We start from the raw sequence: 26,092 nt of genomic DNA on the forward strand, positions 1-26,092 counted from the left end.
GGCGAGTATGAGCGCGACGAGGCGCACGCCGCGCTTACTGGTTCGCAGCGTTGGCCGTCGGCGCCGGGGCGTTGTCGTTGGCGCCGGCGGTCGGGACCGTGGCCGAACCGTTCGGCGTCATGTCCAGCGTGGGGGCGACTTCCGCACCGGGCGTGGTCGCCTGGTAAGGAACGATGGGCTTGGATCCGTAGATCACGTTCGCGCCGATCGCGCTCGGGAAGGTGCGGATTTCGGTGTTATAGTCGCGCACCGCTTCGTTGTAGTCGCGGATCGCGATGCGGACCTTGTTCTCCGTGCCTTCGAGCTGGCCCTGGAGCATCTGGTAGTTGGTGATCGACTTGAGCTCGGGATAAGCCTCGAAGTTCGCCAGCAGCCGGCCGAGGCCGCTGCTGAGCTGGCTCTGCGCCGCTTGGTACTGCGCCATCTTGGCGGGGTCGGTCAGGTCATCGGCGTTGATCTGGATGCTCGTCGCCTTGGCGCGCGCTTCGATCACGTCGGTAAGGATGCCGCGCTCTTGCTCGGCGGCGCCGCGCGCGACTTCGGCGAGGTTGGGGACGAGGTTGGCCCGTTCCTGGAAAGCGGCCTGCACATCGGCCCAGCGGGCCTTGGCGGTTTCCTCCTTGGTCGGGATCGAGTTGATCCCGCACGAGGCGAGACCGAGCGCGGCGAACGCGACGATCGCGGCGCGGCGGATGGCGGTGAAATTCATCGCGGCAAATCCCCTTTGATCACCGGGCGAGCCCGGCCTGTATTGCGAATCTAGCACACCAACGTCCGGGTTCAAGAAGCGTGCCGATTGACCCATGTAAAATTCCGCGCGACACCCCCCTCGGGACGCAGGGACGGAGGACCGGATATGCTGCAGGAGTTCAAGGAATTCATCGCTAAGGGCAACGTGCTCGATCTTGCGGTGGCGGTCATTATCGGCGCGGCCTTCGCCACCATCGTCGGCTCGCTGACGGCCGATCTCATCATGCCGCTGGTGGGCGCCGTCTTCGGAGGGATGGATTTCTCCGACAAGTACGTCGTGCTCTCGGGCGCCGTCGAGCCGGGCGTGTCGCTCGAAGCGGCGCGGGCCGCGGGTGCCAATGTCTTCGCCTGGGGCAACTTCGTCTCGACGGTGATCAACTTCCTGATCCTCGCCTTCGTCATTTTCCTGCTGGTGAAACAGGCCAACAAGCTGGTGAAGAGGCCCGCTGAGACCCCTGCCGGACCCAGCGAAGTGGAGCTGCTGGTGGAAATCCGCGACGAGCTGCGCCGCCGCCCGTGAACGCAGTCACTTCACATTAAGCATGCAGGGCCTATATCGGTCGGTGCCGGCTTCGGCCGGCTATGGCGATAAATTGCGGTGTGCAATAGATGCAGCGGACCCGGGGGCAGTACCCGGCGGCTCCACCACCTTCTCCGGCGTTGCGGAGAAAATGACGGGGCCGAACCAGGATCGACGTGTATTGAAAAGCATCGTTTTTGCTCGGGCTGAGTAACCCGTTCAAGGCTCAAAACCCACAAGTGCCAACGACAACGAAGCACTTGCTCTCGCTGCGTAATTCTAGGGGCTAACGCCCTGAAGTTACAAGGACTTGAGCACGGTTCGGACCGAACCGGGTAACAGAATCGGAAACCGGGGGCCCGGGGGAGCCTAGCAACAGAATCCCCCACCTATTCCCCATTGCCAGCTACGTCGCCGCCGGCCGCCCCGATCAGGCAGTCTGCCTCTCGCGCCGCTCTTTCTCGAAGCGCAGGCAGTCGAAGATCTTCGCGCCGGCCAGGAAGACCGAGCCGGTCACCGCGAGGAACAGGAGCTTGCCGCCCCAGCCGGGGAACTGCTCGAGGTAGACCAAGCCGCGCTCGCAGGCGCCGAGCGCCAGCGCGTAGATGATGAGGCACGCTTCGAAGCGCGTCTTGATCACGAACAGGCGGCCGACTTTCTTCAGCATGACGTCTCGCATTTTCTTAACACCGTACGGAGCAAGACCCGCGACAGGGCCGGATTTGCCGCGCGCACAAAGGTTAACGAAACCGGGAGTGTAAGCGGCTTCGACGGGTCGTCTAGCGGATTAACCTAGAATCTGCAGATGAAGCGCTTCAAGAAGCGTGAAACGGGCATGTTTGACCGTTTCAATCAGCGTCCGGGAGCCGAGGTCGGCGGGATCGATCTGTTCCGGCCAACTGGCCGCGATTGCCGCCTCGATCGCATCGGCTTTGCGCTCGTCCAGGAGAAACCGCTGATCCGCGGTGGCGGGATCGCAGACCACGCGAAGCCGCAGGCAAGCGGGGCCGCCGCCGTTGGCCATCGACTGGCGCACGTCGACCGGCAGCACCTGCTGGATCGGTCCGTTTCCGGCGACGAGCTTTTCAAGGTAACGGGCGACCTGCGCGGTCTCGGTACATTCGATCGGCACGATTAGCGCCATCTCGCCGCCTGGAAGCGTCACGAGCTGGGCATTGAACAGATAGCTACGGATCGCCTCGTCGAGCGAAACCTCGGCCGCCGGCACCTCGACGATTTCGAGCGCGGGAAACGCTTCCGCCACCGCCGCATAGGCGCCGGCCTGGTCGGCAAACGCCTGTGAATGGGCGAACAGCACGCGCTCGTTGGCCACCGCGACGACGTCGTTGTGGAAGGCCCCCGCGGCGATCGCTGCCGGATTCTGTTCGATGAACACGGTGCGCTTCGGATCGAGGCCGTGCCGGCGGGCGACGGCGAGGCTCGCCTGTTCGTGCTGGCGGGCCGGGAAAGCGCCCCCGCTGCGTCCGTAGACGAACACCTCGACGCCCGGAAGATCGTGCCGTTCGCAAAGCCGCATGTGGTTCGCGGCGCCCTCGTCACCGAAGCAGAATTCCACGGGATCGTGAACCGCGAAGCGCTCTTCGTCGCAGAAGACGAGCGCCAACTGGTCCATCGTGGCGGCCCATTCGATGCTCCGGTGGGGCATCGAGCGGAGGTTGGCTATGGTCAGGTGACACCTCCCGTCGGCGGTATCGCCGGCGGGGCTCACTGTCGCCGCGTTCGCCGCCCACATGGCCGAGGCGGACCAGGCCATCGCGGTCACCGCGGGGTCCGCGGTTTCGTCGACGGCGAGGTTTTCGAGAAACCCTTCGTCGGGGCGCTCTGGCGGGACGAAGAAACCCTGGTGCAGACCCAGCGCCAGATTGTGGCGCATCTTGGCAAGTCCCTGCAGCGCCGCCGCGCGCGGATAGCTGACCGCCCCGGCATTGGCGGTGGCCGCCAGATTGCCCAAGCTTAGTCCCGCGTAGTTGTGGGTCGGGCCGACGATTCCGTCGAAATTGATCTCGACCGCCTGCGAGGACTCACTCACCGGGCAACGCTCCACACCTCGTCGCCTTCGCGAACGCCGAGCAGGCCGGCGGAGAGGCGATCGAGTTCGAGGCTGCCGTCGGGGTGAAGATCGCGCATGCCGAACGCGGAGCGGAACGTGCCGAGCTTGCCGGTTGCCAGAATGGCGCGCTCGCCGATGTCGAGGGTGGTGCTCGATACCCGCCCGGGCCGTGCGTCGCGCACGGACTTCACGTCCGCGGTGCGTGCGATCATCGTCGGGCCGCCGTCGAAGATGTCGACATAACCATCGCTGCGAAAACCTTCGTTCTCCAGCATGCGCATGGCGGCACGCCCGGTCGGATGGGGCATACCGATGGCGGTGCGGGCGGTCTCTTCCAGCATGGCGATGTAGACCGGGTGCTTGGGCATCAGGTCGGCAATGAACTGGTTGCCGTTGATCGCGTTGAAGTAGTCGGCGTCCTGGAAAGTCATTCCGAAGAATCGACCGGCGACGCCGTCCCAGAACGGGGATCCCCCGCGTTCGTCGATGATACCGCGCAGTTCCGCCAGAACCCGCTCGGCAAAGCGGCTGCGGTGCATGGCGATGAACAGATAGCGGCTGCGCGCAAGGAGAAGGCCGAGCCCGCCCGCACGCTCGTTAGGGTGCAGGAAAAGCCCGCCCACCTCGCTTGAACCTTCCAGGTCGGTCACCAGGCTGAGCAGGTCCGCCCGGACGGTGCGCTCCAGTTCCTGCGAATGCTGGGTAAGGGTAGTGATGCGGTAGGAATAGAACGGCCAGCGTTGCCCGACCTGAGACATCAGCTGGCAGGTACCGCGCACTTCGCTGGTTTCCGCGTTTTCGAGCACCAGGACGAACTGTTCGTCGGCGAGGCTGTCATCCTCGCGGGCAAACGACACTTCGGCCCGCTCCAGTTTCGCAGCGAGGGCCTTGCGGTCTGCCGGAAGGTTGGTGAAACCGCCGCCGGTCAGCTTGGCCATTTCGTAGAGCGGCTCGAGGTCGGCCGGGTGCGCCGCGCGCAGGCGAAAGCTCACAGGGATTCTCCGGCAGCGAGGCGGGCGAGCACGAGGGCCGAGAGCGCCGCGCGCTCGGCAAGGCTGGGGACGATCATGAACTCGTCGGGCGAATGGATCGCGCCGCCGCGCACGCCCATCGTATCTACGACCGGCACTCCGCAGGCGGCGATGTTGTTGCCGTCACACACTCCGCCCGATGGCTGCCAGCCGATCGGCTGGCCAAGCTCGGCGCCGCATTCGCGCACCAGGTCGAACAGCTTTTGCGCCCGCGCATCGACCGGCTTGGGCGGACGGCTGATGCCGCCGTGGAGGTGAAGCAAGACTTCATGGCGTGTTTCAATATCTCCGATCAAGTCTTTCAGGTCGCGCTGGAAAATGTCGGCTGCCTCCACCGACTTAGGGCGGATGTTGAAGCGAAGCACCGCATGGTCGGGCACCACGTTGTTGGCCGACCCACCGTCGATCCGGGCAGGATTGATCGATAGCGAGTCGTGCCCCATCGCCTTGAGCCGAACGGCGAGATCGGCGGCGGCGACGAGTGCATTGCGCCCTTCGTGCGGATTGCGCCCGGCATGGGCCGAGCGTCCGGTGATCACCACGCTGAAGTTGCCGCTGCCGCCGCGGGCGTGGGCGAGCGTGCCGTCGGGCAGCGCGCTGGGCTCGTAGGTGAGGGCGGCGAACTTCCCTTGTGCCAGGTCGGCGATCAGCGAGGCGGACGAGAGCGAGCCCGTTTCCTCGTCGGAATTGATCATCACGTCGTAGCCGAGTGCGTCGGCGGCCCGGGTTGTTTCCAGCGCGAGCAGGGCATGCAGTATAACCGCGATGCCGCCCTTCATGTCGGCCAGGCCGGGCCCGTTCAACGTGTCGTCGTCGAGCCAGCGCTGCTCCTGAAACGGATGATCGGCCGGGAAGACGGTGTCCATATGGCCGGTCAGCAGCACGCGCCGCGACGCCTCCGGCCGAACCCGAAGCACGAGGTGAGGCCCGTGTTCCTTGTCGACCTCCCGCCCGTCGACGGCGACGACAGATACCGGAGCGGGCTCCACCAGGGCGACCTCGCCCGGTAGGGCGGAAAAAGCGTTCGCAAGACGGGCCGCCTGCTCGGCAAGCCCCTCGAGATTGCCGGTTCCGGTGTTGATGGCGCCCCACGCACGCGTCTGCTCGATCATCGCGGCGCCGTCGATCGCGGCGGTGAACTGGTCTGGTGCCGGTTTCATCTGCAACGGCTCCTAGCCGCCCACGCGGGGCTCTCCAACCCCACCCCGCCTGACGGTTGCAAACCGTCCCCGGCTTGGTCATACGCGCCGCTCGCTTCCTCCCCGGACGACAGGCTAACGAAGGACCGCGCCGAAGGTGGCGCGGCTAGCAAACTGCGCGAGGAACAAGTGAACGAGACATTGGACAGGTCCGGGCTGCAGGTGGACGGGGCGCTGGCGCGCTTCCTCGAAGCGGAGGTGCTCGCCCCGCTACGCTGCGACCCCGATCGGTTCTGGGCGGGATTCGCTGACCTGCTGGCTCGCTTCACACCGCGCAATCGGGCGCTGCTCGCCAAGCGCGAGTCACTTCAGAAGCAGATCGACGGTTGGCACCGCGAACGGCGTGGGCAGCCGCACGATGCCGACGCCTACCGAGCGTTCCTCGAGTCGATCGGCTATCTCGTACCCGAGCCGGGCGACTTCATCATCGGCACCGCGAACGTCGATGCCGAGATCGCCACCATGGCGGGCCCACAACTGGTTGTCCCTGTGCTCAACGCGCGATTCCTGCTGAACGCGGCGAACGCGCGCTGGGGCAGCCTGTACGACGCCTACTACGGCACCGATGCGATCGACGCTGCGCCCGCGCGACCTGGCGGGTACGATGCGCAGCGCGGCGCGGCGGTGATCGCCGAGGCGCGGGCGTTCCTCGACCGTGCGTTGCCGCTGGCGGGTGGGCGAAGCTGGCAGTCGCTCCGAGGGCCCGACGACATCGCCCTGGCCGAGCCGGCCCAGTTCGTCGGCAAGACGGCCTCGGGGCGAATGTTCGTCAACAACGGGCTTCACGTCGAGGTCGTGTTCGACCTCGAGACCCCGGTCGGCCGCGACGATCCCGCCGGGATTTCGGACGTCGTGCTGGAGAGCGCGCTGACGACGATCGTCGATCTCGAGGATTCGATCGCGGCGGTCGACGCGGCCGACAAGCTCGCCGCCTACCGCAACTGGCTCGGCGTGATCCGCGGCGATTTGTCGGAGACATTCGACAAGGGTGGCCGCGAACTGACCCGGCGGCTGGCAGACGACCGTCGGGCGGGCGATCAAACCCTGCCGGGCCGCAGCCTGCTGTTCGTCCGCAATGTCGGCCACCTGATGACCAATCCCGCGATCCTGCTGCCTGACGGCAGCGAAGTGCCCGAGGGCATCATGGACGCGGTGATCACCTCAGCGATCGGCGCTCATGATGTGCGCGGGCTCGGCAAATGGCAGAACAGCCGTGCCGGCTCCATCTATATCGTGAAGCCCAAGCAGCACGGGCCAGAGGAATGCGCCTTCACCAACGACCTGTTCGATGCGGTGGAGGACCTGCTCGAATTGCCGCGCCATACCGTCAAAGTGGGCGTGATGGACGAGGAGCGGCGCACGAGCGCCAATCTCGCCGCGTGCATCCATGCGGTGAAGGACCGCATCGTGTTCATAAACACGGGGTTCCTCGACCGCACGGGCGACGAGATTCACACCTCGATGCAGGCTGGCCCCATGATCCGCAAAGCGGAGATGAAGGCCTCGCGCTGGCTGCAGGGCTACGAGGCGCGAAACGTCGCGATCGGCCTGCGGCACGGCCTCTCCGGCCGGGCGCAGATTGGCAAGGGCATGTGGGCTGCCCCCGACATGATGCGCGACATGATGGCGCAGAAGATCGGCCATCTGCAGGCGGGTGCGAACACCGCCTGGGTGCCGTCGCCCACGGCGGCCACGCTGCACGCGACGCATTATCACATGCTCGATGTGTTCGCCCGTCAGAAGGAAATCGGCGAGGCGCCCGGACTAGATGAACTGCTGGCAATCCCGCTCGCCCAGGGGACCAATTGGTCGGCAGACGAAATCCGCGAGGAACTCGACAATAACGCGCAGGGGCTGCTGGGCTACGTTGTGCGCTGGATCGATCAAGGCGTGGGTTGCTCGAAGGTGCCCGATATTCACGACGTCGGCCTGATGGAAGATCGTGCGACACTACGAATCAGCTCGCAGCACATGGCGAACTGGCTTCTCCACGGGGTCTGCTCGGCGGAACAGGTGATGGACAGCCTGCGCCGGATGGCGCGAAAGGTCGATGCGCAGAACGCCGGCGACCCGCTCTACGTGCCGCTGTCGGGCAACGAGGATGGCCCCGCTTTCCGGGCCGCGGTGGACCTGGTGTTCAAGGGCGTCGAACAACCGAGCGGGTATACCGAGCCATTGCTCCATGAGTGGCGCCGGCGCGCGAAAGGCTAGTCAGAGCCAAACTGCTGCAATGTTGCCCCAATGTCACAACATGTCGTTTGACTTGGCGACTTGTCGCCGCGTAATGGGCGCCGAACCAATTGTCCGATTGATGAGGGATCCATGTTTTTTCGCAAGTTGCCCGTAGCGCTCGCCGCTGCCTCGCTCGCCGTTTCGTCGGTCGCGGTGCAAGCCGCGCCCGTCACCCGTGATTCGGCTCCGGCCGCTGATGAGAGCGGCCTCGGCGGCTCGGTCGGAACCGTAGATCTGATCTTTATCGGCATCGCCGCGGCTTTGGCCGTGTGGGCGCTGATCGAGACCCTTGACGACGACGAGGCCGTCAGCCCCTGATCATCGGGGATAATTTCTGTTAAAGAAGAGGCTCCGTTTCGGGGCCTCTTTTTTGTCGGGCGTTCTCGTTCCGCGTTGCCGTGGCTTCAAGGCCGAGCAGGCGCGCGAGCCCGGTGAATTCGGAGACGGCCAGTGTTTCCGCCCGCCGCTGCGGATCGATGCAGAGCGTCTCGAGCGCTTCGATGGCTCCCGGAATGCCCTTGATGCTCTGTCGGAGCATCTTGCGCCGCTGACCGAACGCAGCCTCGGTGATCCGCTCGAGGATGCGTGCATTAACTCCGTCGGGTGCCGTTCGGGGCTCGATGTGGACGACCGCGCTCATGATCTTGGGCGGCGGCGTGAACGCGCTCCGGTGGACTTTCATCGCCAACCTGGCGGCTGAACGCCACTGGGCAAGCACCGCCAGGCGGCCGTAGGCACCGCTCCCCGGCGCGGCGACGATGCGGTGGGCGACCTCTTCCTGAAACATCAATGTGAGGCTGCTCCACCGCGGCGGCCAGTTCTCGCCCCCCAGCCAGCGCACGAACAGCGCGGTGCCCACGTTGTACGGCAGATTGGCGACGACCGCGTAAGGTTCGCCCATCAGGTCGTCGTGGTCGATCTTCATCGCGTCTTCCTCGACCACTCGCAGGTGACCGGGAAATGCCGCCTCGAGCTCGGCGAGCGCTGGCAGGCACCGCCGATCCATCTCGATCGCAGTCACTCGGGCTCCGGCACGGAGCAGTGCACGCGTGAGGCCGCCGGGACCCGGTCCGATCTCGAGCACGGCGCTGCCGGCCAGGTCTCCGGGGATCGCCGCGATTCGGTCGAGCAGATGCTCATCGAACAGGAAGTTCTGGCCGAGCGCCTTCGACGCAATGAGCCCGTGACGAGCGACGACGTCGCGCAGTGGAGGCAGATCAGGCATCGGCGGCACGTCGCGCCGCGCACTCACCGGCAATGCGAACCGCCGCAATCGTCGCGCCGGCACTCGCTTGCCCCGTACCGGCGATCGCAAAAGCAGTCCCGTGGTCAGGACTAGTGCGGACGACCGGCAGCCCGAGCGTGACGTTAACCCCGCTATCGAAGTCGAGGGCCTTGAGGGGGATCAATGCCTGATCGTGGTACATGCAGAGCGCCACGTCGTAACCGCCACGGGCGTGGAGAGCGAAGAGCGCGTCGGCCGGATGCGGCCCGGTCGCCAGAATCCCCTCGGCCTGCAGAGCGGCAATTGCGGGAGAGATGATCCGCGCCTCCTCGGTTCCCATCCGCCCGTCCTCGCCGGCGTGCGGATTGAGGCCGGCGATCGCAATGCGCGGCGCGGCGATACCGAAATCCTGTGCAAGAGATCGCGCTGCGATGCGGGCCCGATGGCAGATGAGGTCGATGGAGATCGACGCCGGTACATCGGCCAGCGGGATGTGAACCGTAAGCGGGATCGTGCGCAACTGCGGTCCGGCGAGCATCATGACCGCGCTCTGCGCCGCCACCCCGCAGGCGGCGGCAACGAACTCGGTCTGACCCGGATAGTCGAACCCGACTTGGGCCAGCAGCGACTTGGCGATGGGCCCGGTAACGAGGGCGGACGCTTCCCGGCTGACGGCCAAGGCCGTGGCTTGGTGAAGGCTGGCCAGCGCGAACTCTGCGCCTTTGCGGTCGGGCGCGCCGGGTGACCACTCACCATCACGCACATCCAGCACTGGGAGCGCCCGTGGAAATACCTCCGTCGCTTCTCCCAGCGATGTAATCCGCTGTACCGGGACGTTCAGACCGCGCGATGCAGCGGCAGCCGCGAGAAGCCCGGCTCCGCCGATTGCTGCGAAGGGGACGAGGCGCTCGTTCTCGCGCCGCGACCACGCTTCTGCAATAAGCTCCGGACCGATCCCCGCCGGGTCGCCGAGCGAAACGGCGAGCGGGGCAGGGGAGCGCGTCAGTTGTATTCGATCACCGCGTCGTTGCGCAGGTCGCGCAAGTAACGCTGCGCCCGCTTGTTGACGCGGTCTTCCTCCAGCTGTGACATCAAGTCGTCGAAACTGGGCGCGCTTGCGTCGACAGGATCGTCGCGTCCGCACAGCATGAGCACGCTCACGCCTTCCTTGAGGCCGCCGAACGGGGCTGTGGATTGTCCGATCTGGAGCTCCATCAGGAGTCCCTGGATGGCTTCCGGCAGGGAGCGCATCACTATACCGTCGCTGCTCGCTACCGTGGCGCCGATCGCAGCAGCGCCTTCTTCTGCGTTGCCGCAGCCCTTAATCGCTTGCACGCCCGAAACGAATGACTGCAGGCGACCCTGTGCCTCGGATTCACTGATGCCCGGCGGGAAGGCGAGCGAGATTTGCTTGAGACTTAATGTCGCGTCGCGCGCGTCGGCTGTCAGCACGGCCTTCTTGTCGATAAGGTAGAGGATCGAAAACCCGCCGGAGTTCTCGATCGGCCCGACTAGCTGTCCGGGCTGCATCTGGCGCGCCGCGACCGCGAGCTCGCTCGGCAGCATTTCCAGGCGCACGAAGCCGAGGTCGCCGCCGGCGGCGGCGGTCGACGATTCCGAATACTGCCGGGCATAGCCGACGAAGCTGCCGCCCTGCTTCAACTGCTCAACGATCCGGCCGAGGTTCGCGAGAACCTGCTCGCGGTTCTCGGAGGTGGCTGAAAGCCAGATTTCGCCGAGACGATACTCTTCGGTGCCGCGGCTCGCCTCGAGCCGGGCCATGATCTCGTTGACCTCTTCCGCCGAGACGTTGACGAACGGGGCGATATTGCGCCGCAGCAATCGTTGCCACGAAAGCTCGCCGAGAATCTGCCGCTTGAGCGAGGCAGGGGATGAGCCGACCCGGACGAGATACTCGTCCATCGCCTGGACGTTCTGGCCGAAGTTCTGGGCCGCGACGCGGGCGTAAGTCTGGTCGACTTCGGCCTGTGTTACCTCGATCTCCTGCGCTTTCGCTTCCTGGATCTGCAGGTTCTCGTCGATCAAGTTGCGGAGGACCTGGGTTCGTAGCCGCTCAATCTCTTCCGGCGCGATCTGACCCTTCGAGGCGGCAATCGTCAACGCCGCGCGCTGATCGACATCGGTCCCGGTGATGATCTGGCCGTTCACAACGGCGGTTGGCTTTCGCAGATTGGGGTCGTTCTTGCCCAGAACCGCGATCGTGCGCGGCAGATCGAGCGCGGCGACCGCCGGCGCTTCAGCAGCGGGAGCCACCTGCGCCTGAACGGCGATGGGAGCGGTCACGAGGCCGAAGGCGGCGACGCCGCTGAGCAGCTTGGAAACGGTTCTTACGATCACATTCATGTCCGTATTAATCGGTGCCGGATGGTGCCGATTGAGCCCAGGTCGATGTGCCGAAGCGGCTTAACCCAAGCTGAGTGTCCGGGGGCGGATAGCGCGTTAGCAGCCGACTGCCAACTAGCGGAAACCGAGGTTTCGCAATGCGAAATAGAACTGGAAAGTGTTGCCCTTCCTTGCATCGCCTTGGTTTACGTAGTCCCGCCGCCAAGTGGCGCCGAGTTCGAGACAGTCGTCCTGGTAGGCGACGCCGAGGCGAGTACGGATCGGTTCGAACCCATCGGCCGTCAGGCTAGGATCTTCGAACCGGTCTGTGAGATTGAATACTCCCGAGCCGAATACCGACCAGTAACGCGCGAACGCCAAGCGCCCGGCGAAGCGCAGCTCCTCGCGGTCGCGCAAATCCTCAATCGTCGGGGAGATATCGCGATTGAGCCGCAGATAACCGACCTCGGCGTAAGTGCGGCTCGAGCCGACCGCCGCGTCGAACTCGTTCCTCCGCACAGCGAAGTTGTCCTTGTCGAGCCGGAACCGGTGAGTCAGCTTCACGAAGTCCTTGAAGCGGATTTCGGTCCGGCCGACAAAATCTGACACACGTTCGGAAAGCCCAGTGCCGTCAGGAAGTATCGACCCGCGGTTGTCGAGCCGTACTGATTGGCCGACGGTGGTGTCGATGCGCCAGTTGGGGCGTGTCAGCTGCCAGTCGAAACCGTAGGTGATCCGGGGCCGGTCCTCGATCCGGTCGTAACCCGGGAAGCGGTTCAGTGCGAAGAGGTTGGAATCCTCCAGATCGATCGCCCGAGCATCTTCGTTTGGCACGGAAAGATTGGCGATGGGCGGGCTCAGCACCACTTGGACCCGCGGGGTCAGCACCTGCGTGCCGCCGAAAAGTCTGCCGACCAGCGGCCATTCGAGGTCGGCGGCCGCCAATGCGACGCCGCGGGTCTTCCAGCCGGGATTGCCGCGATAGATCGCGGTGGCGGTGAGGCCGTTTTCGTCGGAATGATAGACGTCGCCGCGCAGTAACGCACTGAGGGTTAGCAGTTGGCCCCAAGGGGTAACTCGCTTCAGGTCCCACTTGGCGCCAGCGAACGCGCGCTGGGTGTCCTGCCCGTCGGGCCGGTGAATCGCAAGGGTGTTGGCCTGAAGTTCCAGCTTGCCGCCCACGATCGGCGCATCGATCCGTTTCCGGTAATCGATCATCGGGATGGCTATCGGGACCTGGCCCTGGTTCGCGCCAAGGCGCATCGTCTGGGTCGCGTAGCCGGCAATGGTGAGATAGGAATCGTCGTCGACCCGCTCGACCTCGATCATCGACCGCAATCGGTCGTCGCGGCTGATGTCGTAGCGGCGCAGGAAGGTGCGATCGGTCGCTCGGCGAGCCGAGAAGTCCACGCTCCAGTTCGGGTCGAGCTGGAAACGCCCGTTGGCGAAGATGTAGCCGCGAAACTGGTTGTCGCCAGAGGGCGCGCCGCCGAAGGGATCGAGCCGGCGGCTATATGTGCCATAAGCCGTGACCTGGTAAGCACCGTCATCCGTCAGGTGACGCCACTGCCCGCTAGCCATGGGTGGGGCGCCGGTAAAGGCGTATCCGCTGAGCGTCAGGTCCCGGTTCGGCGCGAGGCTGAGGTAATAGCTGCCGGACAGTTGGAGACCATTGTTGCGTGAGTATTGGATGTCGGGAATTAGGAAGCCCGAAACCGGCCGCCCGTCGGTTCGGATGGCCAAGCCGGGCAAGGGTATCAGCCGAGCGCCGAACATCTCGAGGTAAGCGCCTTGGAACCGCACGCGGTTGTCAGCCGGCGAATAGACCACGCGGTCCGCGGTAATCCGCCAGCTTGGCTCGCGCGGACAGCCTTCGGGCGTCACCACCTCGCAACCGGTGTAGGCGGCGCGGTTGAGTTCGATAGTCCCATCGGCGAGCCGGGAGCCGCTGGCGGCCGCGAGCCGACCGCCTTCCCGGAGCGCAAGCAACAGGTCCTCCATCGCACCGGCCTCGAACTCGTCGGTCAGCTCGATGCGGCTGGTATAGAGCTGATTGCCTTCCTCGTCGACGAAGCGCACGTCCCCGCTCGCGACGATCTGCCCGGTCTGCCGGTTCCATACGACCTCGTCCGCGCGGACCGAGCGGTCCTCGCTCCGCAGCACGACTTCTCCCGTCGCGGTGACAGTTTCGGACTCCTGATCGTAGGCAACGGCGTTCGCTTCGAAATTGATGCGCCGCGCATCGGTCGGCGTAGCCGGCATCGTTGCCGGGTCTATCGGCGGAATCGGAGTCGACAGATCAGGCGGTGTGCCATCGGGCTCTTCGACCGTGCCCATTCCGGGTGCAGGGCCGTCCTGAGCGGTGACCGGGGCGGCACAGAGCGCGAGCACCAGCACAAGTGCACTGGCCGCGCCCCGGCGCAACACGGCTGGCGGGCGGCGCGACGAAGCCTGCTGCGATCCGTACGTAGCGGGGAGCATCGCTTGCCTATCGCAGCACTGCCGCCTAATCGCAATCGCCAACGCCGCCGCTGCGACAAACGGCTCGTCGGGCGTTCCTTTTGCCGGAGTTTTCATGAAGATCGAATTCGCTGACGCCATTCCCGCCGCAACCCAGATCGTCGCCAGGGTCGTCGGTCAGGACGCATTGCCGAAAGATCTCGATCCGACGCTGGCGCACGGGGCGAAGGCGGCGCGCTTCAAGGGTAAACCCGGGCAGGTGTTCGACGGCTTCGCCGAGCGGGGCGGCAAGGTGGTGCGGATCGCGCTGGTGGGCGCAGGCGAGAAAGGCGACGAGGCGCGCATCGCCAACCTCGAGAAGGCGGGCGGCGCGCTTGCCGCGAAGTACTCATGCTCGGGCGCTGAGGGCATTGTCATCGAGGCCGACGGTCTCGCGGTCGACGAGATCGCCTGCGTGCTCACGGGATTTCGCCTGCGGGCTTGGCGTTACGACCGCTATCGCACCAAGGTAAAGGACGAGCAGAAAGTAACACTAAGGAAGGCCATCGTGGTAGGCGCACCTGCGGGCGGAGCCGAGGCATGGGCGACCGCCGAAGCGTTGGCAGAGGGCGTCGAGTTCACGCGCGAGCTGGTTACCGAGCCCGCCAACGTCATCTACCCGGAGAGCTTTGTTGCGCGCTGCCGCGAGCGCTACCAAGGGACCGGTCTCGAGATCACCGTGCTCGGCGTCGAAGAGATGACCAAGCTTGGCATGGGAGCGCTCCTCGGCGTCGGGCAAGGGTCGGAGCAGCCCTCTCGGCTGCTGGCGGTCAAGTGGAACGGCGGCGAACCTGGCGGCCGGCCAATGGCGTTCGTCGGCAAGGGGGTCACGTTCGACACCGGCGGCATCAGCATCAAGCCGGGGCCCGGGATGGGTGACATGAAGTGGGACATGGGCGGCGCCGGCGCGGTGGCCGGTGCCATGCTCACATTGGCTCGGCGGAAGGCCAAGGCCAACATCGTAGGTGTGATGGGCCTGGTGGAAAACATGCCCGACGGGAAGGCGATGCGGCCCGGCGATGTCTTGACTACCATGAGCGGGCAGACCGTCGAAGTTCTCAATACGGATGCCGAAGGGCGCCTGGTGCTGTGCGACGCGCTCACTTGGGTCCAGAAGGAGCACGATCCCGTCGCTATCATCGACTTAGCGACCCTGACCGGAGCGATGATCATCAGCCTCGGCTTCGAATACGGCGGCATGTTCGCGAACGACAACCAGTTGGCCGATGCGCTCGCCGAGGCGGGTACGGCCAGCGGCGACAAGCTGTGGCGGATGCCGCTGGGCCCCGTTTACGATAAGCTGATCGATTCACCCATCGCCGACATGCAGAACATCGGGCCGCGCGAAGCCGGCTCGATCACCGCCGCGCAGTTTCTCCAGCGCTTCATCGACAAGGATCGGCCGTGGGCCCACTGCGACATCGCGGGCATGGTGTGGGCGGCGAAACCCGGCGCGACCTGGGACAAAGGGGCCACGGGCTACGGCGTCCGGTTAATTGACCGCTACGTGCGGGACGTGCTGGAGGCCTAGCGTCCGCCGTGCAGCTCGATTTCTGGCAGTACTCGCAAGGACCGGTCGAGCGCATAGTCGCGTCGATCGCCGAGCGTGTGCGGAGCGGGAGCGAGCGCTTGCTGGTGGTGGATGGGGACTCTGAACGCCGCGCGGCAACCTCTCGCGCGCTGTGGGAATCGAAGCCGGAAGTCTTTTTGGCAAACGGAAAGGAGACCGGCCCCCACGCCGACGCTCAACCGATCCTCCTGGGCAGCGATTGTGCGGCCCCGAACGGCGCCCGCACGGCAGTCCTGGCCGACGGCGAGTGGCGCGAGGCGGCTGAGGGTTTCGACCGCACCATTCTCCTGTTCGGCGAGGCGCAGGTCGAAGCCGCCCGTGCAATCTGGCGACGGTTCGACGGCCGCGATGACGTGACCCGGGGCTATTTCGCCCAGGAGGGCGGCAAGTGGGTCAAGAAGATGTGAGCCTTGCGCGGCCAGTTCCCGCTCGCTAGGGCGCCGCGCAAATCTCCCCGCACTCTCCGTTCGCAAGGAAACTGTCATGGCGGTCACCCGCACCTTTTCGATCATCAAGCCCGATGCCACCCGCCGCAATCTTACCGGCGCCGTGACCAAGATGCTGGAAGACGCCGGCCTTCGCGTTGTCGCGTCCAAGCGCATCCAGATGACCCGCGAGCAGGCCGAGGGCTTCTACGCGGTGCACAAGGAACGCCCGTTCTTCGGCGAACTGTGCGAGTTCATGACCAGCGGCCCGGTCGTGGTCCAGGTCCTTGAAGGCGAGGATGCGGTGAAGCGCAACCGTGACGTGATGGGCGCGACCAATCCCGCCGACGCCGCCGAAGGCACCATTCGCAAGACGTACGCGGAAGGCATTGAGGCGAATTCCGTTCACGGTTCGGACAGCGACGAGAATGCCCGGATCGAGATCGACTATTTTTTCAAGCCCGACGAAATCGTCGGCTGAATAGGCGGCGGGCGATAGGCCGCCGACTTTACACTGTCCTAGCAAATGTCACGCCACGGTCGCTCGAATCGTGGTATGGCGCGCCATGCTTTGGGGTCGGGGCAGGAAATGTAAGACATTGGCCGGGCGTTTCGTCGCGGCCGTAAACGCGCATGACGCCGATGCCCTGCGGGGCCTCGTCACCGAAGACTTCACTAGTATCGACAGCTGGCGCGAGGGGATTGTCGGTCGCGAAACGGCGATTGCCGGCGCGCGCATGCTCTTCGCGGCCGACCCCGGCCTCCGGCTGGAGGTCGAGACCACCAGCTTCAGCGATCCGTATGTATTGATGCGCGGGTGGGTCGAAAGCGCCAATCCCGAGGTGGGCCGCCGCCGGGCCGTCTGGCGCGCGCGTTGCGAGGACGGGCTGATCGCCGAGTGGCAGGCCTGGGCGGAGGGTCGCCCGCCGCGCCTCAACCGCGCGTTCAACCCCGAAGCCACCATCGACATGTCCGAGCGCGCGCCCGAGAAGCCCGGCACGCCCTGATCCCTGCCTCGATTTCGCCTAGTCAATTATTTGTGATAAGTGGTCTAGGCGGGTTGCTCTCATCTGGGGGAGTGGGAGCTATGTCTCGACCTCTGGCCATGCCGGTCGCTCTGCTGTGCTACGCGGCCTTCTTCGGTGCGTTCGTATATCTCATCGGTTTTGCCGCGGCGCTCGACCTTCTCCCGACGCATGTTGACAAGGGCCTCTCCGCATCACCGGCCTTTGCCGCCTTCGTCGACGTTGCTCTGATCGCCCTTTTTGGCGTTCAACACTCGGTGATGGCCCGACCATCCTTTAAGGCCGCGTGGACGCGGGTAGTTCCGCCGGCGTTGGAGCGTTCGGTCTACTGCCTTGCTTCGGCGCTGTGCCTGATCGCCTTGTTCGCGTTCTGGCACCCCATCGGCGGCACCGTTTGGCTGATCGAGAACGAGACCGCCCGGATGGGGGTATGGAGCCTTTTCCTGGCGGGCTGGGTCATACTGTTCATCGCGACATGGTTGATCAGCCATTTCGAACTGTTCGGGCTCGCGCAGGCGTGGCGTCACACGCGTGGTCTGGATGAACCGTCGCAGCAATTCCGAACGCCGTTACTGTACCGCTGGGTGCGACATCCGATTTATAGCGGGTTCCTGCTGGCTTTTTGGGCGACGCCGCAGATGACCTACGGGCATCTGCTGTTTGCTGTCGGGTTCTCGGTCTACATCTTCATCGGCATAGCCCACGAGGAGCGCGATCTCGTCGGACATTTCGGCGAACATTACACCGATTATCGCAAGCGCGTGGGGGCCGTCATACCGGGGATCGGCCGGCGAGCCGCCTAAGGTTGCTGGCGAGCGAAGCGCTTTAGCGCGGCCCCATGGGATAAATGCGGCGAACGCGCGCTGTAGCGTTGCTCTCGCTCCATCGCCACCCGCGCCGCGTCCGACAGGAACAAGCCCAATGAGCGGTAGAGTTGTGCGATGGCGCCGCGCCAATCGGCGTTCAATGCGTCGAACTTGACGACCACGGGCGAAGTTCGCGGTCGCGCCGCGTCCATCCGCTGTGCGCGGAGGCCCAGTTTGCGCATCCACTCCGAACGAATGTTGGCTAAGTCGGCATGATCCGACTGAAATGCCGATTGACTGGCAACTAGTGACACGGCGCTCTCCAAGACTTCGTCCGAAGCCCTGTGCGCTTCGACGAACCTCGCATCGGGGAATGCAGAGAGTAGGGCGGGCGAGTCCTCGGCGAACTGCGGGCACTTGAGCACACGGGAGAGTTCCTCGTTCTTCATCGCCGCCGCATCGGTTCGGAGGATGCGAACGAACTCGCGGTAAATCGGCGAGGGATCGCGAGCCTCGCTCCACGCTACGAAGGTGGGTATATGCCACTGCGCTTCGTAGGCACATGGAGAAAGCGCCGCAGAGAGCCAGCCGATCTCTTCGTCCACCCGGGTGGCTCCGAAGGGATGCAGCGTATCGAGCCAGGGATTGATCCGCCGCGCGATCGCGAGGCCGAGTGCGGACTTGAAGGGGCGGTGATCCGGTCGCCGCGGAACCGGGTCGACGCTGTTGCAGAAGCGGGTCCCGACGTGTGCGGGATCGGCGGCAAGCAGACGGTGAATGCGGGTGGTGCCCGCGCGCATCTGGCCGAGGACGACGATCGGGGGCGCGATTGGCGCCGTCGCAACCTCGGGCCGCTCCCGCCATAAGCGGCCAAGCGCGTGACGCTTGCGAATGGCCGAAGTCAGTTGGCCGTACGCCATCGTATGGCCTAGCGCATTGAGCTGCGATTCCCGTTGTAGCGACTGACACAGCCGATCGAGGCGCTCGCGAAAATCGGCCACGTCTTCGTCGCGGCGGCCACCATGTTCGTCCGCTTGGGTGTAACCGCGACTGCCTATACGCCATAGGTAGTCGGGTTCGAGCGGTGGCTTGGACATCGCACCCTTGCGCCAGATTGCCGCTACCGCCCGATCTGCCAGCTTCGCGGCGCGCGAGACCGCCAGCGGGTGCGGGCGTTCAGCGGTCAATACCGTTGCGCCATCAGAACTGGTCGGCGGCGTCGATCAAGGACGTGAGCTTTTTGGGGGCGACGACACGCCAGCTGCGCTGCAGCCAGCCTTCGATAGCTTCCCAGTCGGTATCCCCCAGGTCCAGGCGAATGCCGATCCACTCGGCTCCGAAGTACGCCGGGCGATAGTAGCGCTCGCCGTCGTTCTCGATCAGCTGCAACTGCTCGTCGGCCCCGCTGATCTTGGCAAGCAGCGCCGTCTTGCCGTCGCCGTGGTGATCGACCGAGACCCAGGCGAACTTCTTGCCCTTTTCGATGCCGAAGCAGGGCATGCCGTGGCTGGTGGTCTCCTCGGCCATCGGCAGCGCCATTGCTCGTGCGCGAACTTGGGCCACCAGCCATGCCGCGTCGTAGGGGCGGGCGACGTACTCGCTCAGTACCCGCGGATAGAGCTGATGCTCGGCAATGAGGACACGCGCGGCGAGGCTCGACTCGGTGTCGCCCGCCAGCACCGAAACCTCGGCCTGTCCAAGCACTTCCCCGGCATCGAGTTCTTCGGTCACCAGGTGGACACTGCACCCGGCCTTCGCATCCCCGGCATCGAGCGCGGCCCGGTGCGTGTGCAGACCGCGGTACTTCGGCAGAAGGGACGGATGAATGTTGATCATCCGGCCCGCCCATTGGCGGACAAATGCATCGCCCAACACGCGCATGTACCCGGCAAGCGCCACGTACTCCGCCCCGCTCTGGCGAATGGCAGCGCTCATCGCGGCGTCGTGCGCCGCGCGGTCCATGCCCTTGTGCGAAAGCGAAAACGTTGGGACGCCCTCGGCCTCGGCCAGCTTCAGGCCGGTCGCTTCGGGATCGTTGCTGGCAACCAGGACGACCTCGTAGGCCGATCGCGCCATCCTGCTGGCGTAGAGCAGGGCGGCCATGTTGGTTCCGCTGCCCGAAATGAGCACGGCGACCTTGGCCGGTCTACGCAAGGTGCCGGGCCTCCCATGATTCCCGTGCTGACCAGGTTTCGCTCGACCCGCGCACCGTGCAACCGCGTGGGCCCTCGATTACCTCGCCGATCCGGCTAACGGTCTCGCCGTTGGCTTCCAGATCGGCCGCCACCTCGCGCGCCAACTCAGGTTCCACCGCCAGGACCATGCCTATCCCGCAGTTGAAGGTGCGGGCCATTTCCCCTGGCTCGATGTTGCCTTGCGCCTGGAGGAACGCCATCAGCCGCGGCTGCTCCCATGCGTCGGCGTCGACGATCGCATGGGCGTTCTCCGGCAGCACGCGAGGAATGTTCTCCAGCAAGCCTCCGCCGGTAATGTGCGCCAAGGCATCGATCTTCCCGGCCCGAACCAGTGGCAGCAATCTCTTCACGTAGATCCTGGTGGGTGCGATTAGGGCATCGATGAGGCGGGTGCTCGGGTCGAACAGGGCCGGGCGGTCCATCCGCCAGCCCATGTCGTCGGCCAGCCGCCGAACGAGTGAGTACCCGTTGGAGTGCACTCCCGAACTGGCGAGGCCGAGGAGTACGTGCCCGGGTGCCACGTTCTCCCCTGTGAGTTGCTCGCCTCGCTCGACCGCACCTACGCAAAAGCCTGCCAGGTCGTAGTCGCCCGCGGCGTACATCCCGGGCATTTCGGCGGTCTCTCCTCCGATGAGAGCGCATCCGGCTTCCTTGCAGCCTTCCGCAATGCCCGCGACCACTCTCTCGGCGACGCCGGTCTCGAGCTTGCCGGTAGCGAAGTAATCGAGGAAGAACAGGGGCTCGGCCCCCTGGACGATCAGGTCGTTGACGCACATCGCGACGAGGTCGATGCCGACAGTGTCGTGCCGGTCGTAATCGATCGCCAGCTTGAGCTTCGTGCCGACGCCGTCGTTGGCCGCCACCAGCAGCGGGTCGGAATAACCTGCCGCCTTGGGATCGAAGAAGCCGCCGAACCCCCCGAGTTCGCTGGTGGCACCGGGCCGTGCGGTTGCCTTTGCCAGCGGACCGATCGCGCGCACCAGCGCATTGCCCGCGTCGATCGAAACTCCGGCCGATTCGTAGGTGTAGGAGCGCGGTGGTGGACCATTCGACGTCATGCTCCGGGCCCTGACGCATTCGCGCTTGGATTTCCATGCCCGTTTGGGCAAAAGGCCGCCGATTTCCCCTATGGCCACCACCCTCCTTCCCATGCGCGATCCGCGCCGCGCTGTGCTCCTCGCCATCGCCGCCCTTGCCGCTGCCGCGTTCCTCGTTCTGGGGGGCAGGGCTCTGGTCGCGCAGATCGGTGGCGATCGCGGCATCGCGGCCGTTGCCGCCTCGGGTGACATACAGGTCGGCGGGATCGAGGTGGACGTTACGGCCAAGTCCGCCGAGGAAGCGCGCGATGAAGGCTGGCGAGAGGCGATGCGGCTCGCTTGGAAGAAGATCGACGGTCCGGCGATCCCCGACGGCCAGCTCTATTCGATGGTCTCCTCGGTGGTGATCGAGCACGAGCAGCTTGGACCCAACCGCTACATCGCCCGCCTTGGCGTCGTGTTCGATCGGTCGCGTGCCGGCGGCTTGCTGGGGCGGGGCGGGGATGTCGAGCATTCGGCCCCGCTGCTCTTGCTGCCGGTGACCTTCAGCGCGGGGACGCAGACGGTCTACGAGATGCGCAACCCGTGGCAGCGGGCCTGGGCGGAGTACCAGCCTGGTGCCAGCCGCATCGACTACGTCCGCCCTACCGGCGCCGGCGGCGATTCGCTGCTTTTGACAGCCGGCCAGATCACGCGCCGCAGCCGCACGTGGTGGCGCAACGTGCTGGATCAGTTCGGCGCGTCCGACGTTCTCATCGCCATTGCCGACTTGCGCCACCAGTACCCGGGCGGTCCCGTGCGCGGCCAGTTTACCGCTCGCTATGGGCCGGACAATACGTACCTCGGCAGCTTCACCCTCGCTGCCCCGAACCAGGAGGCGCTCCCGGCGATGCTCGATCAAGCGGTTCTGCGGTTCAACGCGATCTACGAGCGGGCGCTGTCGGAAGGGAAACTCAAACCCGATCCCACCTTGAACCTTGGCGGCCTGCAGATCGACCCTGCGATCCAGCGGCTGATCGACATGGCCCGCGCGGCCGATGCCCAGGAGCGTGCGGCCCGCGCGGCGGCCGATGCGGCCGATCGGGCAGGCGCGACGCCTTCGCCCGAGGCCAGCCCTACGCCCGAACCGGCCATCGCAACCTACACCATACAATTCGCCACCCCAACCGCCGCCGTATTCGACGCGACCCTTGTCGCAGTGCGCGGGACGGCCCGCGTGCAGGCCGCGGCAGCGACAAGCACGGCAATCGGGGGGACCAGCGTCATGATCGTAAACTTCGCCGGGTCCTCGGCGGATCTTGCCGCGGCGCTCCGGTCGCGCGGGTTCAACGTGCGCCAGTCGGGCAACGCTCTCGCGATCAGTCGCTGATGGCGCAGATCGCGCTGCCGTTGACGAGGCGGCGGGCGGAAGACCCGGCGCGGATCGTAGTCGGAAACGCCAATCGGGCAGCCGTCGATGCGCTATCGGATCCTGCAGCATGGCCCTACGGCACCGCGATTCTGGCCGGGCCGCGGCGCAGCGGCAAGTCGTTGCTGGCCCGCTGGGCCGAGGGACAGGGCATCGAGACGATCGACGACGCAGACGCAGTCGAGGAAACCGATTTGTTCCATCGATGGAACCGGGCTCAGGAAAGCGGGCGCGCTCTGCTTCTCGTGACCGGTCGGGACCCGTGGCAGATTGTCTTGCCCGATTTACGCAGCCGACTCGGCGCCGCGCTCCACCTTACCATCGGAGTGCCCGACGATGCCATGCTGGAGGCACTCATCGAAGCACATGCCGAGGCGCTCGGCCTTGCCATTGGCGAGGGCGCTCCTAATTATCTGGTTCCGCGACTTGAGCGGAGCTTTGCCGGGGTCGAGGCGGTGGTCGCCACGATCGATCGGCTAAGCCTGGAGCGTAAGGTGCCGCCGACCCTGTCGGTATGGCGCGATGCGCTCGAGGCGGTGCAAGGGGCTGAGCAGCCGCGCTTGCTTTGAAGCGCCTTCGGTGGGAGAATCGCAGGGTATGTTCGAGAATTTGACGAGCTACCTGGACTCGATCCGCGCGCGGGACCCCGCGCCCCACTCGCGCTGGGAAATCCTCACTTATCCGGGGGTGTTGGCTCTCGGCTTTCACCGAGCTGCCCACTGGCTTTACGAAGCCAAGCTCTATTTTCTCGCCCGGGTGATCAATCACTTGAGCCGTTTCCTCACCGCAATCGACATCCATCCGGGCGCCGAGATCGGCCGCAATTTCTTCATCGACCATGGCTTCAGCGTGATCGGCGAGACCGTGCGCATCGGCGATGACGTGACGATTTACCAGAACGTGACCCTCGGCGGCACCAATCCGACTAACGGTGTGGGCGGCAAGCGCCATCCGACGATCGGGGATAACGTCATCATTGGTTCCGGCGCCCAGGTGATCGGCCCCATCACCGTTGGCGCGCGTGCGCGCATAGGGGCCAACGCGGTGGTTACGGACGACGTTCCCGAGGGGGCGACGATGATCGGGCTCAAGGCCCGTTCGACGCTCGTTCCGGCGGAGGAATGGATCAAGGACTTCTTGCCTTACGGCACCCCGTGCGACGAGCCTTGCGCACCCAGCCGGGACTGCGTCGAGAAGCTCGAGAGCGAGCTCGCCGCGCTCCGCGCCGAGATCGCCGAGTTGCGCGCAGCGATACCCGAGCGTGCGGCGGCCAAGCGACGCAGCGGAACCGATCGCGGATGAATTTCGCTTCTGGCGGTTCGATCGTTCCGTTTCCGGGTCGCGCTCCCAATCAGGTCGGTTTCACGCGCGAGGAACTCGGACGCATACTCGATCTGTATGGTCGGATGGTCGCAGCAGGCGAGTGGCGGGACTACGCGATGGACTTCAATCGCGATTTCGCCGCCTTCGCCGCATTTCGGCGCGCCGCCGAACGGCCGCAAGCGCGTGTGGAAAAACGCCCCAGCTTGCGCGGCCGTCAAGGCATGTGGACGCTGTTCGGTGAGCACGGCCAGATTCTCAAACGCGGGCACGAACTCGCCGGGGTGCTGGCCCCGGTCGAGCGTCGGCTGGTCAAGGCAGTCGGCGATTAGGCGGTGATAAGCTCGGTCACCGGCAGCCGTTGCTGCAAGGTGCCGGGCAGGGTGCCTACTACCGTCCGCCGGATCGGCGTCCAAAACGCGCTCAAGGTCAGCAGCGCTGATCCGATTACCAGCGCGGTGAGCGCGACGTTGAGCTCGACCGCGCCGAAGCGATCGAACAGCCAGGTCAGGGCGGCCAAGACGTACGCGAGGGCCGAGACCAGTAGCGCACGCCGGTCGATAGCCAGCGCGACGATACCGAGTGCGATGTAGACAAGAAGGACGCCGACAACGGCGCTCACCCCGATATCGTCGCCCTGCGTCACACCCAGCCAGTGGAACAGAGGGTGTGCGATCATCGGGGCGGCAAGCAGATGGAGCCAGAAGGCGACATCGCTGCGCCGTGTCTGGCGTTGGCGGTCGCTCATGTCCCAGCGCATCGCAAAAGCAAACACCGCCAGACCGGCGACGAACACCAACGGCATGAGGGTCGTCTCGGGCCGCAGGCTGTCGGGTCCGATGGCGGCGAGGATAAGAGCGATGATCGTAGCAGCTATCGCCGCTGCGCCCGCAGCGACCGTGATCGGCACCATGAAGCGGCGCCAATGGAGCCAGGCCGCACCGGCGGTAACCAATCCGGCCCCCGCGAAGAGGGCGGCGGCAAGTCGCTCATTGTCGCCCTGATTCTCGAACGCCATTACCAGGAAGCCGATCAGGGCCTCCATCACGCCGCCGACGAAGGCAAGCAGGAGAACGATGCTGGGCAGGGCCATGCGGCGCTTGCGGGTGAAAAATTCGGCCATTGTCCATGCGGCACCGGCGATTAGTACGCCGGAAAACGGGGGCGGTCCGTCGACCATTGGGGTAAACACCTGTCCGATCCCGGCCATCGCAACCAGGATCATGATTGCCGCTATGGTGACGAATATGTCGTTGAAGCCGGTGATGAAACGGAACCGTTCCTCGTCGCCGGGCGGCATGTCCTGCCGAGCGGCCACGTGGGCGCGGAGCGTGTCGGCGGCCTCGGCACTCAATGCGCCGTTGGCGACCGCAGATTGCAGATCCTCGTCGGAATACATGGCACTCTCCCTGTTATGCGAGGGAGAGTGCCTCAAACTGTATTAGTGTGTCAATACGGTAAGCTCAGCTCCGGGTAGAGGTGGGCACTGCGTCCCCGAGCACCTTCTGCATGGCCGCGAGGATCGCACCTGACTGCTCGCTGCCCGAATTGGGTGCCCGCAAGTTGATCTGCGCGGAAATGTCTTGCCACCGTGCCGCAAAGCCTTCGACCGTGCGATCTTCCTCGGGCAGCCAGACGGCGTCGTTCATCATGACCCAGGCGGAGTGGTATCCGCCGCCGCCAGCGCCGACGATGGCGTTCGTCGGCGCGTCCTCGCTGACGAGGAAAAGCGCCGCGGGTACGACGTTTTCCGGAGCGAACAGTTTGAAGGCCTGCTCGGGGAACAGGTCTTCGGTCATGCGCGTGCCGGCGACCGGCGAAAGCGTGTTGACCTTGATGTTGTACTTGCCGCCTTCGAGCTGCAGCGTCTTGGTAAGGCCCGCGAGGCCGAGCTTGGCCGCGCCGTAGTTCGCTTGGCCGAAATTGCCGAACAGCCCGGTGCTCGACGCCGTCATCAGGATGCGGCCGTAGGCCTGCTCGCGCATCGTTTCCCACACCGCCTTGGTGGCGAATGCCGAGCCGGTCAGATGGACCTTTACCACGAACTCGAAGTCGGCCGGCTCCATCTTGGCGAAGGTCTTGTCGCGCAGCACGCCGGCGTTGTTGATCAGGATGTGCACGCCGCCCCACTTCTGCTTGGCGTCGGCAACCATCTTTTCCATCTGCTCAAATTCGGTGACCGACGCGCCGTTCGAGACTGCTTCGCCGCCTGCGCGTTCGATCTCTTCCACGACCTGCAGAGCCATGTCGGAGTGACCCGTGCCGTCACGCGAGCCGCCCAGATCGTTCACCACCACTTTCGCGCCGCGCCGGGCAAGCTCGAGCGCGTATTCGCGGCCCAGCCCGCCGCCCGCGCCGGTGACGATGGCGACCTTGTCCTTGAACGAGATGGTCATGACAGAATGCTCCTGGCTGTCGGCGCTTTACGCGCCCGTA

At 65.4% G+C, this 26,092-nt stretch carries 26 protein-coding genes and 1 other RNA gene; 13 read left to right on the plus strand and 14 right to left on the minus strand.

The genetic code is table 11. The annotated features are described in order from the left end of the window. Positions 1 to 34: 34 nt before the first annotated feature. The gene (locus ACWPM1_RS06155; protein WP_455693956.1) at positions 35 to 709 is read right to left on the minus strand and encodes a LemA family protein; all 675 of its coding nucleotides are present in this window, start codon (positions 707 to 709) and stop codon (positions 35 to 37) included. Between the two features lie 147 nt (positions 710 to 856). On the opposite strand from ACWPM1_RS06155, the gene mscL reads away from it, so the two are divergent. Together mscL and ssrA are read left to right on the plus strand one after the other, a co-directional pair. Beyond that, positions 857 to 1,270, plus strand: a complete 414-nt coding sequence (mscL, locus tag ACWPM1_RS06160) for a large conductance mechanosensitive channel protein MscL (protein ID WP_455693957.1) — start codon at positions 857 to 859, stop codon at positions 1,268 to 1,270. A gap of 6 nt (positions 1,271 to 1,276) precedes the next feature. Next, positions 1,277 to 1,623: a transfer-messenger RNA gene (gene ssrA, locus ACWPM1_RS06165) on the plus strand. A gap of 77 nt (positions 1,624 to 1,700) precedes the next feature. Here the strand turns inward: ssrA and ACWPM1_RS06170 are convergent. The 4 genes from ACWPM1_RS06170 to ACWPM1_RS06185 form a co-directional block, all read right to left on the minus strand. After that, the gene (locus ACWPM1_RS06170) at positions 1,701 to 1,937 is read right to left on the minus strand and encodes a hypothetical protein (RefSeq protein WP_455693958.1); all 237 of its coding nucleotides are present in this window, start codon (positions 1,935 to 1,937) and stop codon (positions 1,701 to 1,703) included. Between the two features lie 120 nt (positions 1,938 to 2,057). Beyond that, the gene (locus ACWPM1_RS06175; protein ID WP_455693959.1) at positions 2,058 to 3,320 is read right to left on the minus strand and encodes an N-succinylarginine dihydrolase; all 1,263 of its coding nucleotides are present in this window, start codon (positions 3,318 to 3,320) and stop codon (positions 2,058 to 2,060) included. After that, positions 3,317 to 4,333, minus strand: a complete 1,017-nt coding sequence (locus tag ACWPM1_RS06180; protein WP_455693960.1) for an arginine N-succinyltransferase — start codon at positions 4,331 to 4,333, stop codon at positions 3,317 to 3,319. Before ACWPM1_RS06180 ends, ACWPM1_RS06175 begins: the two co-directional genes overlap by 4 nt. After that, positions 4,330 to 5,532 carry a hydrolase gene (locus ACWPM1_RS06185; RefSeq protein WP_455693961.1) on the minus strand — a complete coding sequence of 401 codons (1,203 nt, stop codon included), beginning with the start codon at positions 5,530 to 5,532 and terminating at the stop codon, positions 4,330 to 4,332. Before ACWPM1_RS06185 ends, ACWPM1_RS06180 begins: the two co-directional genes overlap by 4 nt. 168 nt (positions 5,533 to 5,700) lie before the next feature. Between ACWPM1_RS06185 and ACWPM1_RS06190 the strand changes: the two genes are divergently transcribed. Both ACWPM1_RS06190 and ACWPM1_RS06195 read left to right on the plus strand, forming a co-directional pair. Further along, positions 5,701 to 7,782, plus strand: coding sequence for a malate synthase G (locus ACWPM1_RS06190; protein WP_455693962.1), 2,082 nt, complete (start codon positions 5,701 to 5,703; stop codon positions 7,780 to 7,782). 111 nt (positions 7,783 to 7,893) lie between these two features. After that, on the plus strand, positions 7,894 to 8,121 hold the full coding sequence (locus ACWPM1_RS06195; RefSeq protein WP_455693963.1) for a hypothetical protein: 228 nt from the start codon (positions 7,894 to 7,896) through the stop codon (positions 8,119 to 8,121). 19 nt (positions 8,122 to 8,140) lie between these two features. Here the strand turns inward: ACWPM1_RS06195 and rsmA are convergent, their stop codons facing one another. From rsmA to ACWPM1_RS06215, 4 genes are all read right to left on the minus strand, one after another. Beyond that, positions 8,141 to 9,028: a 16S rRNA (adenine(1518)-N(6)/adenine(1519)-N(6))-dimethyltransferase RsmA gene (gene rsmA, locus ACWPM1_RS06200; RefSeq protein ID WP_455693964.1), complete on the minus strand. Its 888-nt coding sequence runs from the start codon at positions 9,026 to 9,028 to the stop codon at positions 8,141 to 8,143. Then, positions 9,021 to 10,040, minus strand: coding sequence for a 4-hydroxythreonine-4-phosphate dehydrogenase PdxA (gene pdxA / locus ACWPM1_RS06205; RefSeq protein ID WP_455695133.1), 1,020 nt, complete (start codon positions 10,038 to 10,040; stop codon positions 9,021 to 9,023). Before pdxA ends, rsmA begins: the two co-directional genes overlap by 8 nt. Then, a complete protein-coding gene (locus ACWPM1_RS06210; RefSeq protein ID WP_455693965.1) occupies positions 10,031 to 11,392 on the minus strand; it encodes a peptidylprolyl isomerase in 1,362 nt (453 codons plus the stop codon). Before ACWPM1_RS06210 ends, pdxA begins: the two co-directional genes overlap by 10 nt. Before the next feature lie 114 nt (positions 11,393 to 11,506). After that, positions 11,507 to 13,852 (minus strand): LPS-assembly protein LptD, encoded by a 2,346-nt coding sequence (locus ACWPM1_RS06215; protein WP_455693966.1) that lies wholly within the window; start codon positions 13,850 to 13,852, stop codon positions 11,507 to 11,509. A 94-nt stretch (positions 13,853 to 13,946) separates the two neighbouring features. Between ACWPM1_RS06215 and ACWPM1_RS06220 the strand changes: the two genes are divergently transcribed. The 5 genes from ACWPM1_RS06220 (at position 13,947) to mddA (ending at position 17,693) form a co-directional block, all read left to right on the plus strand. After that, positions 13,947 to 15,401, plus strand: a complete 1,455-nt coding sequence (locus ACWPM1_RS06220) for a leucyl aminopeptidase (protein ID WP_455693967.1) — start codon at positions 13,947 to 13,949, stop codon at positions 15,399 to 15,401. Positions 15,402 to 15,409: 8 nt separating this feature from the next. Next, on the plus strand, positions 15,410 to 15,847 hold the full coding sequence (locus tag ACWPM1_RS06225; RefSeq protein WP_455693968.1) for a DNA polymerase III subunit chi: 438 nt from the start codon (positions 15,410 to 15,412) through the stop codon (positions 15,845 to 15,847). Positions 15,848 to 15,923: 76 nt separating this feature from the next. Then, the gene (gene ndk, locus ACWPM1_RS06230) at positions 15,924 to 16,346 is read left to right on the plus strand and encodes a nucleoside-diphosphate kinase (protein WP_455693969.1); all 423 of its coding nucleotides are present in this window, start codon (positions 15,924 to 15,926) and stop codon (positions 16,344 to 16,346) included. A 118-nt stretch (positions 16,347 to 16,464) separates the two neighbouring features. Continuing rightward, on the plus strand, positions 16,465 to 16,872 hold the full coding sequence (locus tag ACWPM1_RS06235; RefSeq protein WP_455693970.1) for a nuclear transport factor 2 family protein: 408 nt from the start codon (positions 16,465 to 16,467) through the stop codon (positions 16,870 to 16,872). 80 nt (positions 16,873 to 16,952) lie between these two features. Then, complete coding sequence (mddA, locus tag ACWPM1_RS06240) at positions 16,953 to 17,693, plus strand: methanethiol S-methyltransferase (protein WP_455693971.1); 741 nt, start codon at positions 16,953 to 16,955, stop codon at positions 17,691 to 17,693. On the opposite strand, the gene ACWPM1_RS06245 is transcribed toward mddA, so the two are convergent. From ACWPM1_RS06245 to purM, 3 genes are read right to left on the minus strand one after another with little or no spacing between them, the layout of a single operon-like run. Next, positions 17,690 to 18,883, minus strand: a complete 1,194-nt coding sequence (locus ACWPM1_RS06245; RefSeq protein WP_455693972.1) for a sulfotransferase family protein — start codon at positions 18,881 to 18,883, stop codon at positions 17,690 to 17,692. The genes mddA and ACWPM1_RS06245 overlap by 4 nt on opposite strands. Positions 18,884 to 18,896: 13 nt before the next feature. Beyond that, positions 18,897 to 19,850, minus strand: coding sequence for a phosphoribosylglycinamide formyltransferase (gene purN, locus ACWPM1_RS06250; protein ID WP_455693973.1), 954 nt, complete (start codon positions 19,848 to 19,850; stop codon positions 18,897 to 18,899). Continuing rightward, positions 19,843 to 20,949, minus strand: a complete 1,107-nt coding sequence (purM, locus tag ACWPM1_RS06255; RefSeq protein WP_455693974.1) for a phosphoribosylformylglycinamidine cyclo-ligase — start codon at positions 20,947 to 20,949, stop codon at positions 19,843 to 19,845. Before purM ends, purN begins: the two co-directional genes overlap by 8 nt. Positions 20,950 to 21,019: 70 nt before the next feature. Here purM and ACWPM1_RS06260 point away from each other — a divergent pair, with 70 nt between their 5' ends. From ACWPM1_RS06260 to ACWPM1_RS06275, 4 genes are read left to right on the plus strand one after another with little or no spacing between them, the layout of a single operon-like run. Further along, complete coding sequence (locus ACWPM1_RS06260; RefSeq protein WP_455693975.1) at positions 21,020 to 22,297, plus strand: heavy-metal-associated domain-containing protein; 1,278 nt, start codon at positions 21,020 to 21,022, stop codon at positions 22,295 to 22,297. Continuing rightward, positions 22,297 to 22,905: an ATPase gene (locus ACWPM1_RS06265; protein WP_455693976.1), complete on the plus strand. Its 609-nt coding sequence runs from the start codon at positions 22,297 to 22,299 to the stop codon at positions 22,903 to 22,905. Before ACWPM1_RS06260 ends, ACWPM1_RS06265 begins: the two co-directional genes overlap by 1 nt. A 28-nt stretch (positions 22,906 to 22,933) precedes the next feature. Next, the gene (gene epsC / locus ACWPM1_RS06270) at positions 22,934 to 23,638 is read left to right on the plus strand and encodes a serine O-acetyltransferase EpsC (protein WP_455693977.1); all 705 of its coding nucleotides are present in this window, start codon (positions 22,934 to 22,936) and stop codon (positions 23,636 to 23,638) included. Then, positions 23,635 to 23,988, plus strand: coding sequence for a DUF2794 domain-containing protein (locus tag ACWPM1_RS06275; protein ID WP_455693978.1), 354 nt, complete (start codon positions 23,635 to 23,637; stop codon positions 23,986 to 23,988). The genes epsC and ACWPM1_RS06275 overlap by 4 nt, the downstream gene beginning before the upstream one ends. Here ACWPM1_RS06275 and ACWPM1_RS06280 read toward each other — a convergent pair. Both ACWPM1_RS06280 and ACWPM1_RS06285 read right to left on the minus strand, forming a co-directional pair. Continuing rightward, positions 23,985 to 25,055: a hypothetical protein gene (locus ACWPM1_RS06280; RefSeq protein WP_455693979.1), complete on the minus strand. Its 1,071-nt coding sequence runs from the start codon at positions 25,053 to 25,055 to the stop codon at positions 23,985 to 23,987. The genes ACWPM1_RS06275 and ACWPM1_RS06280 overlap by 4 nt on opposite strands. A gap of 64 nt (positions 25,056 to 25,119) precedes the next feature. Further along, positions 25,120 to 26,052, minus strand: a complete 933-nt coding sequence (locus tag ACWPM1_RS06285) for an SDR family NAD(P)-dependent oxidoreductase (protein WP_455693980.1) — start codon at positions 26,050 to 26,052, stop codon at positions 25,120 to 25,122. Positions 26,053 to 26,092: the final 40 nt, after the last annotated feature.

The organism is Tsuneonella sp. HG249 (assembly GCF_053819205.1).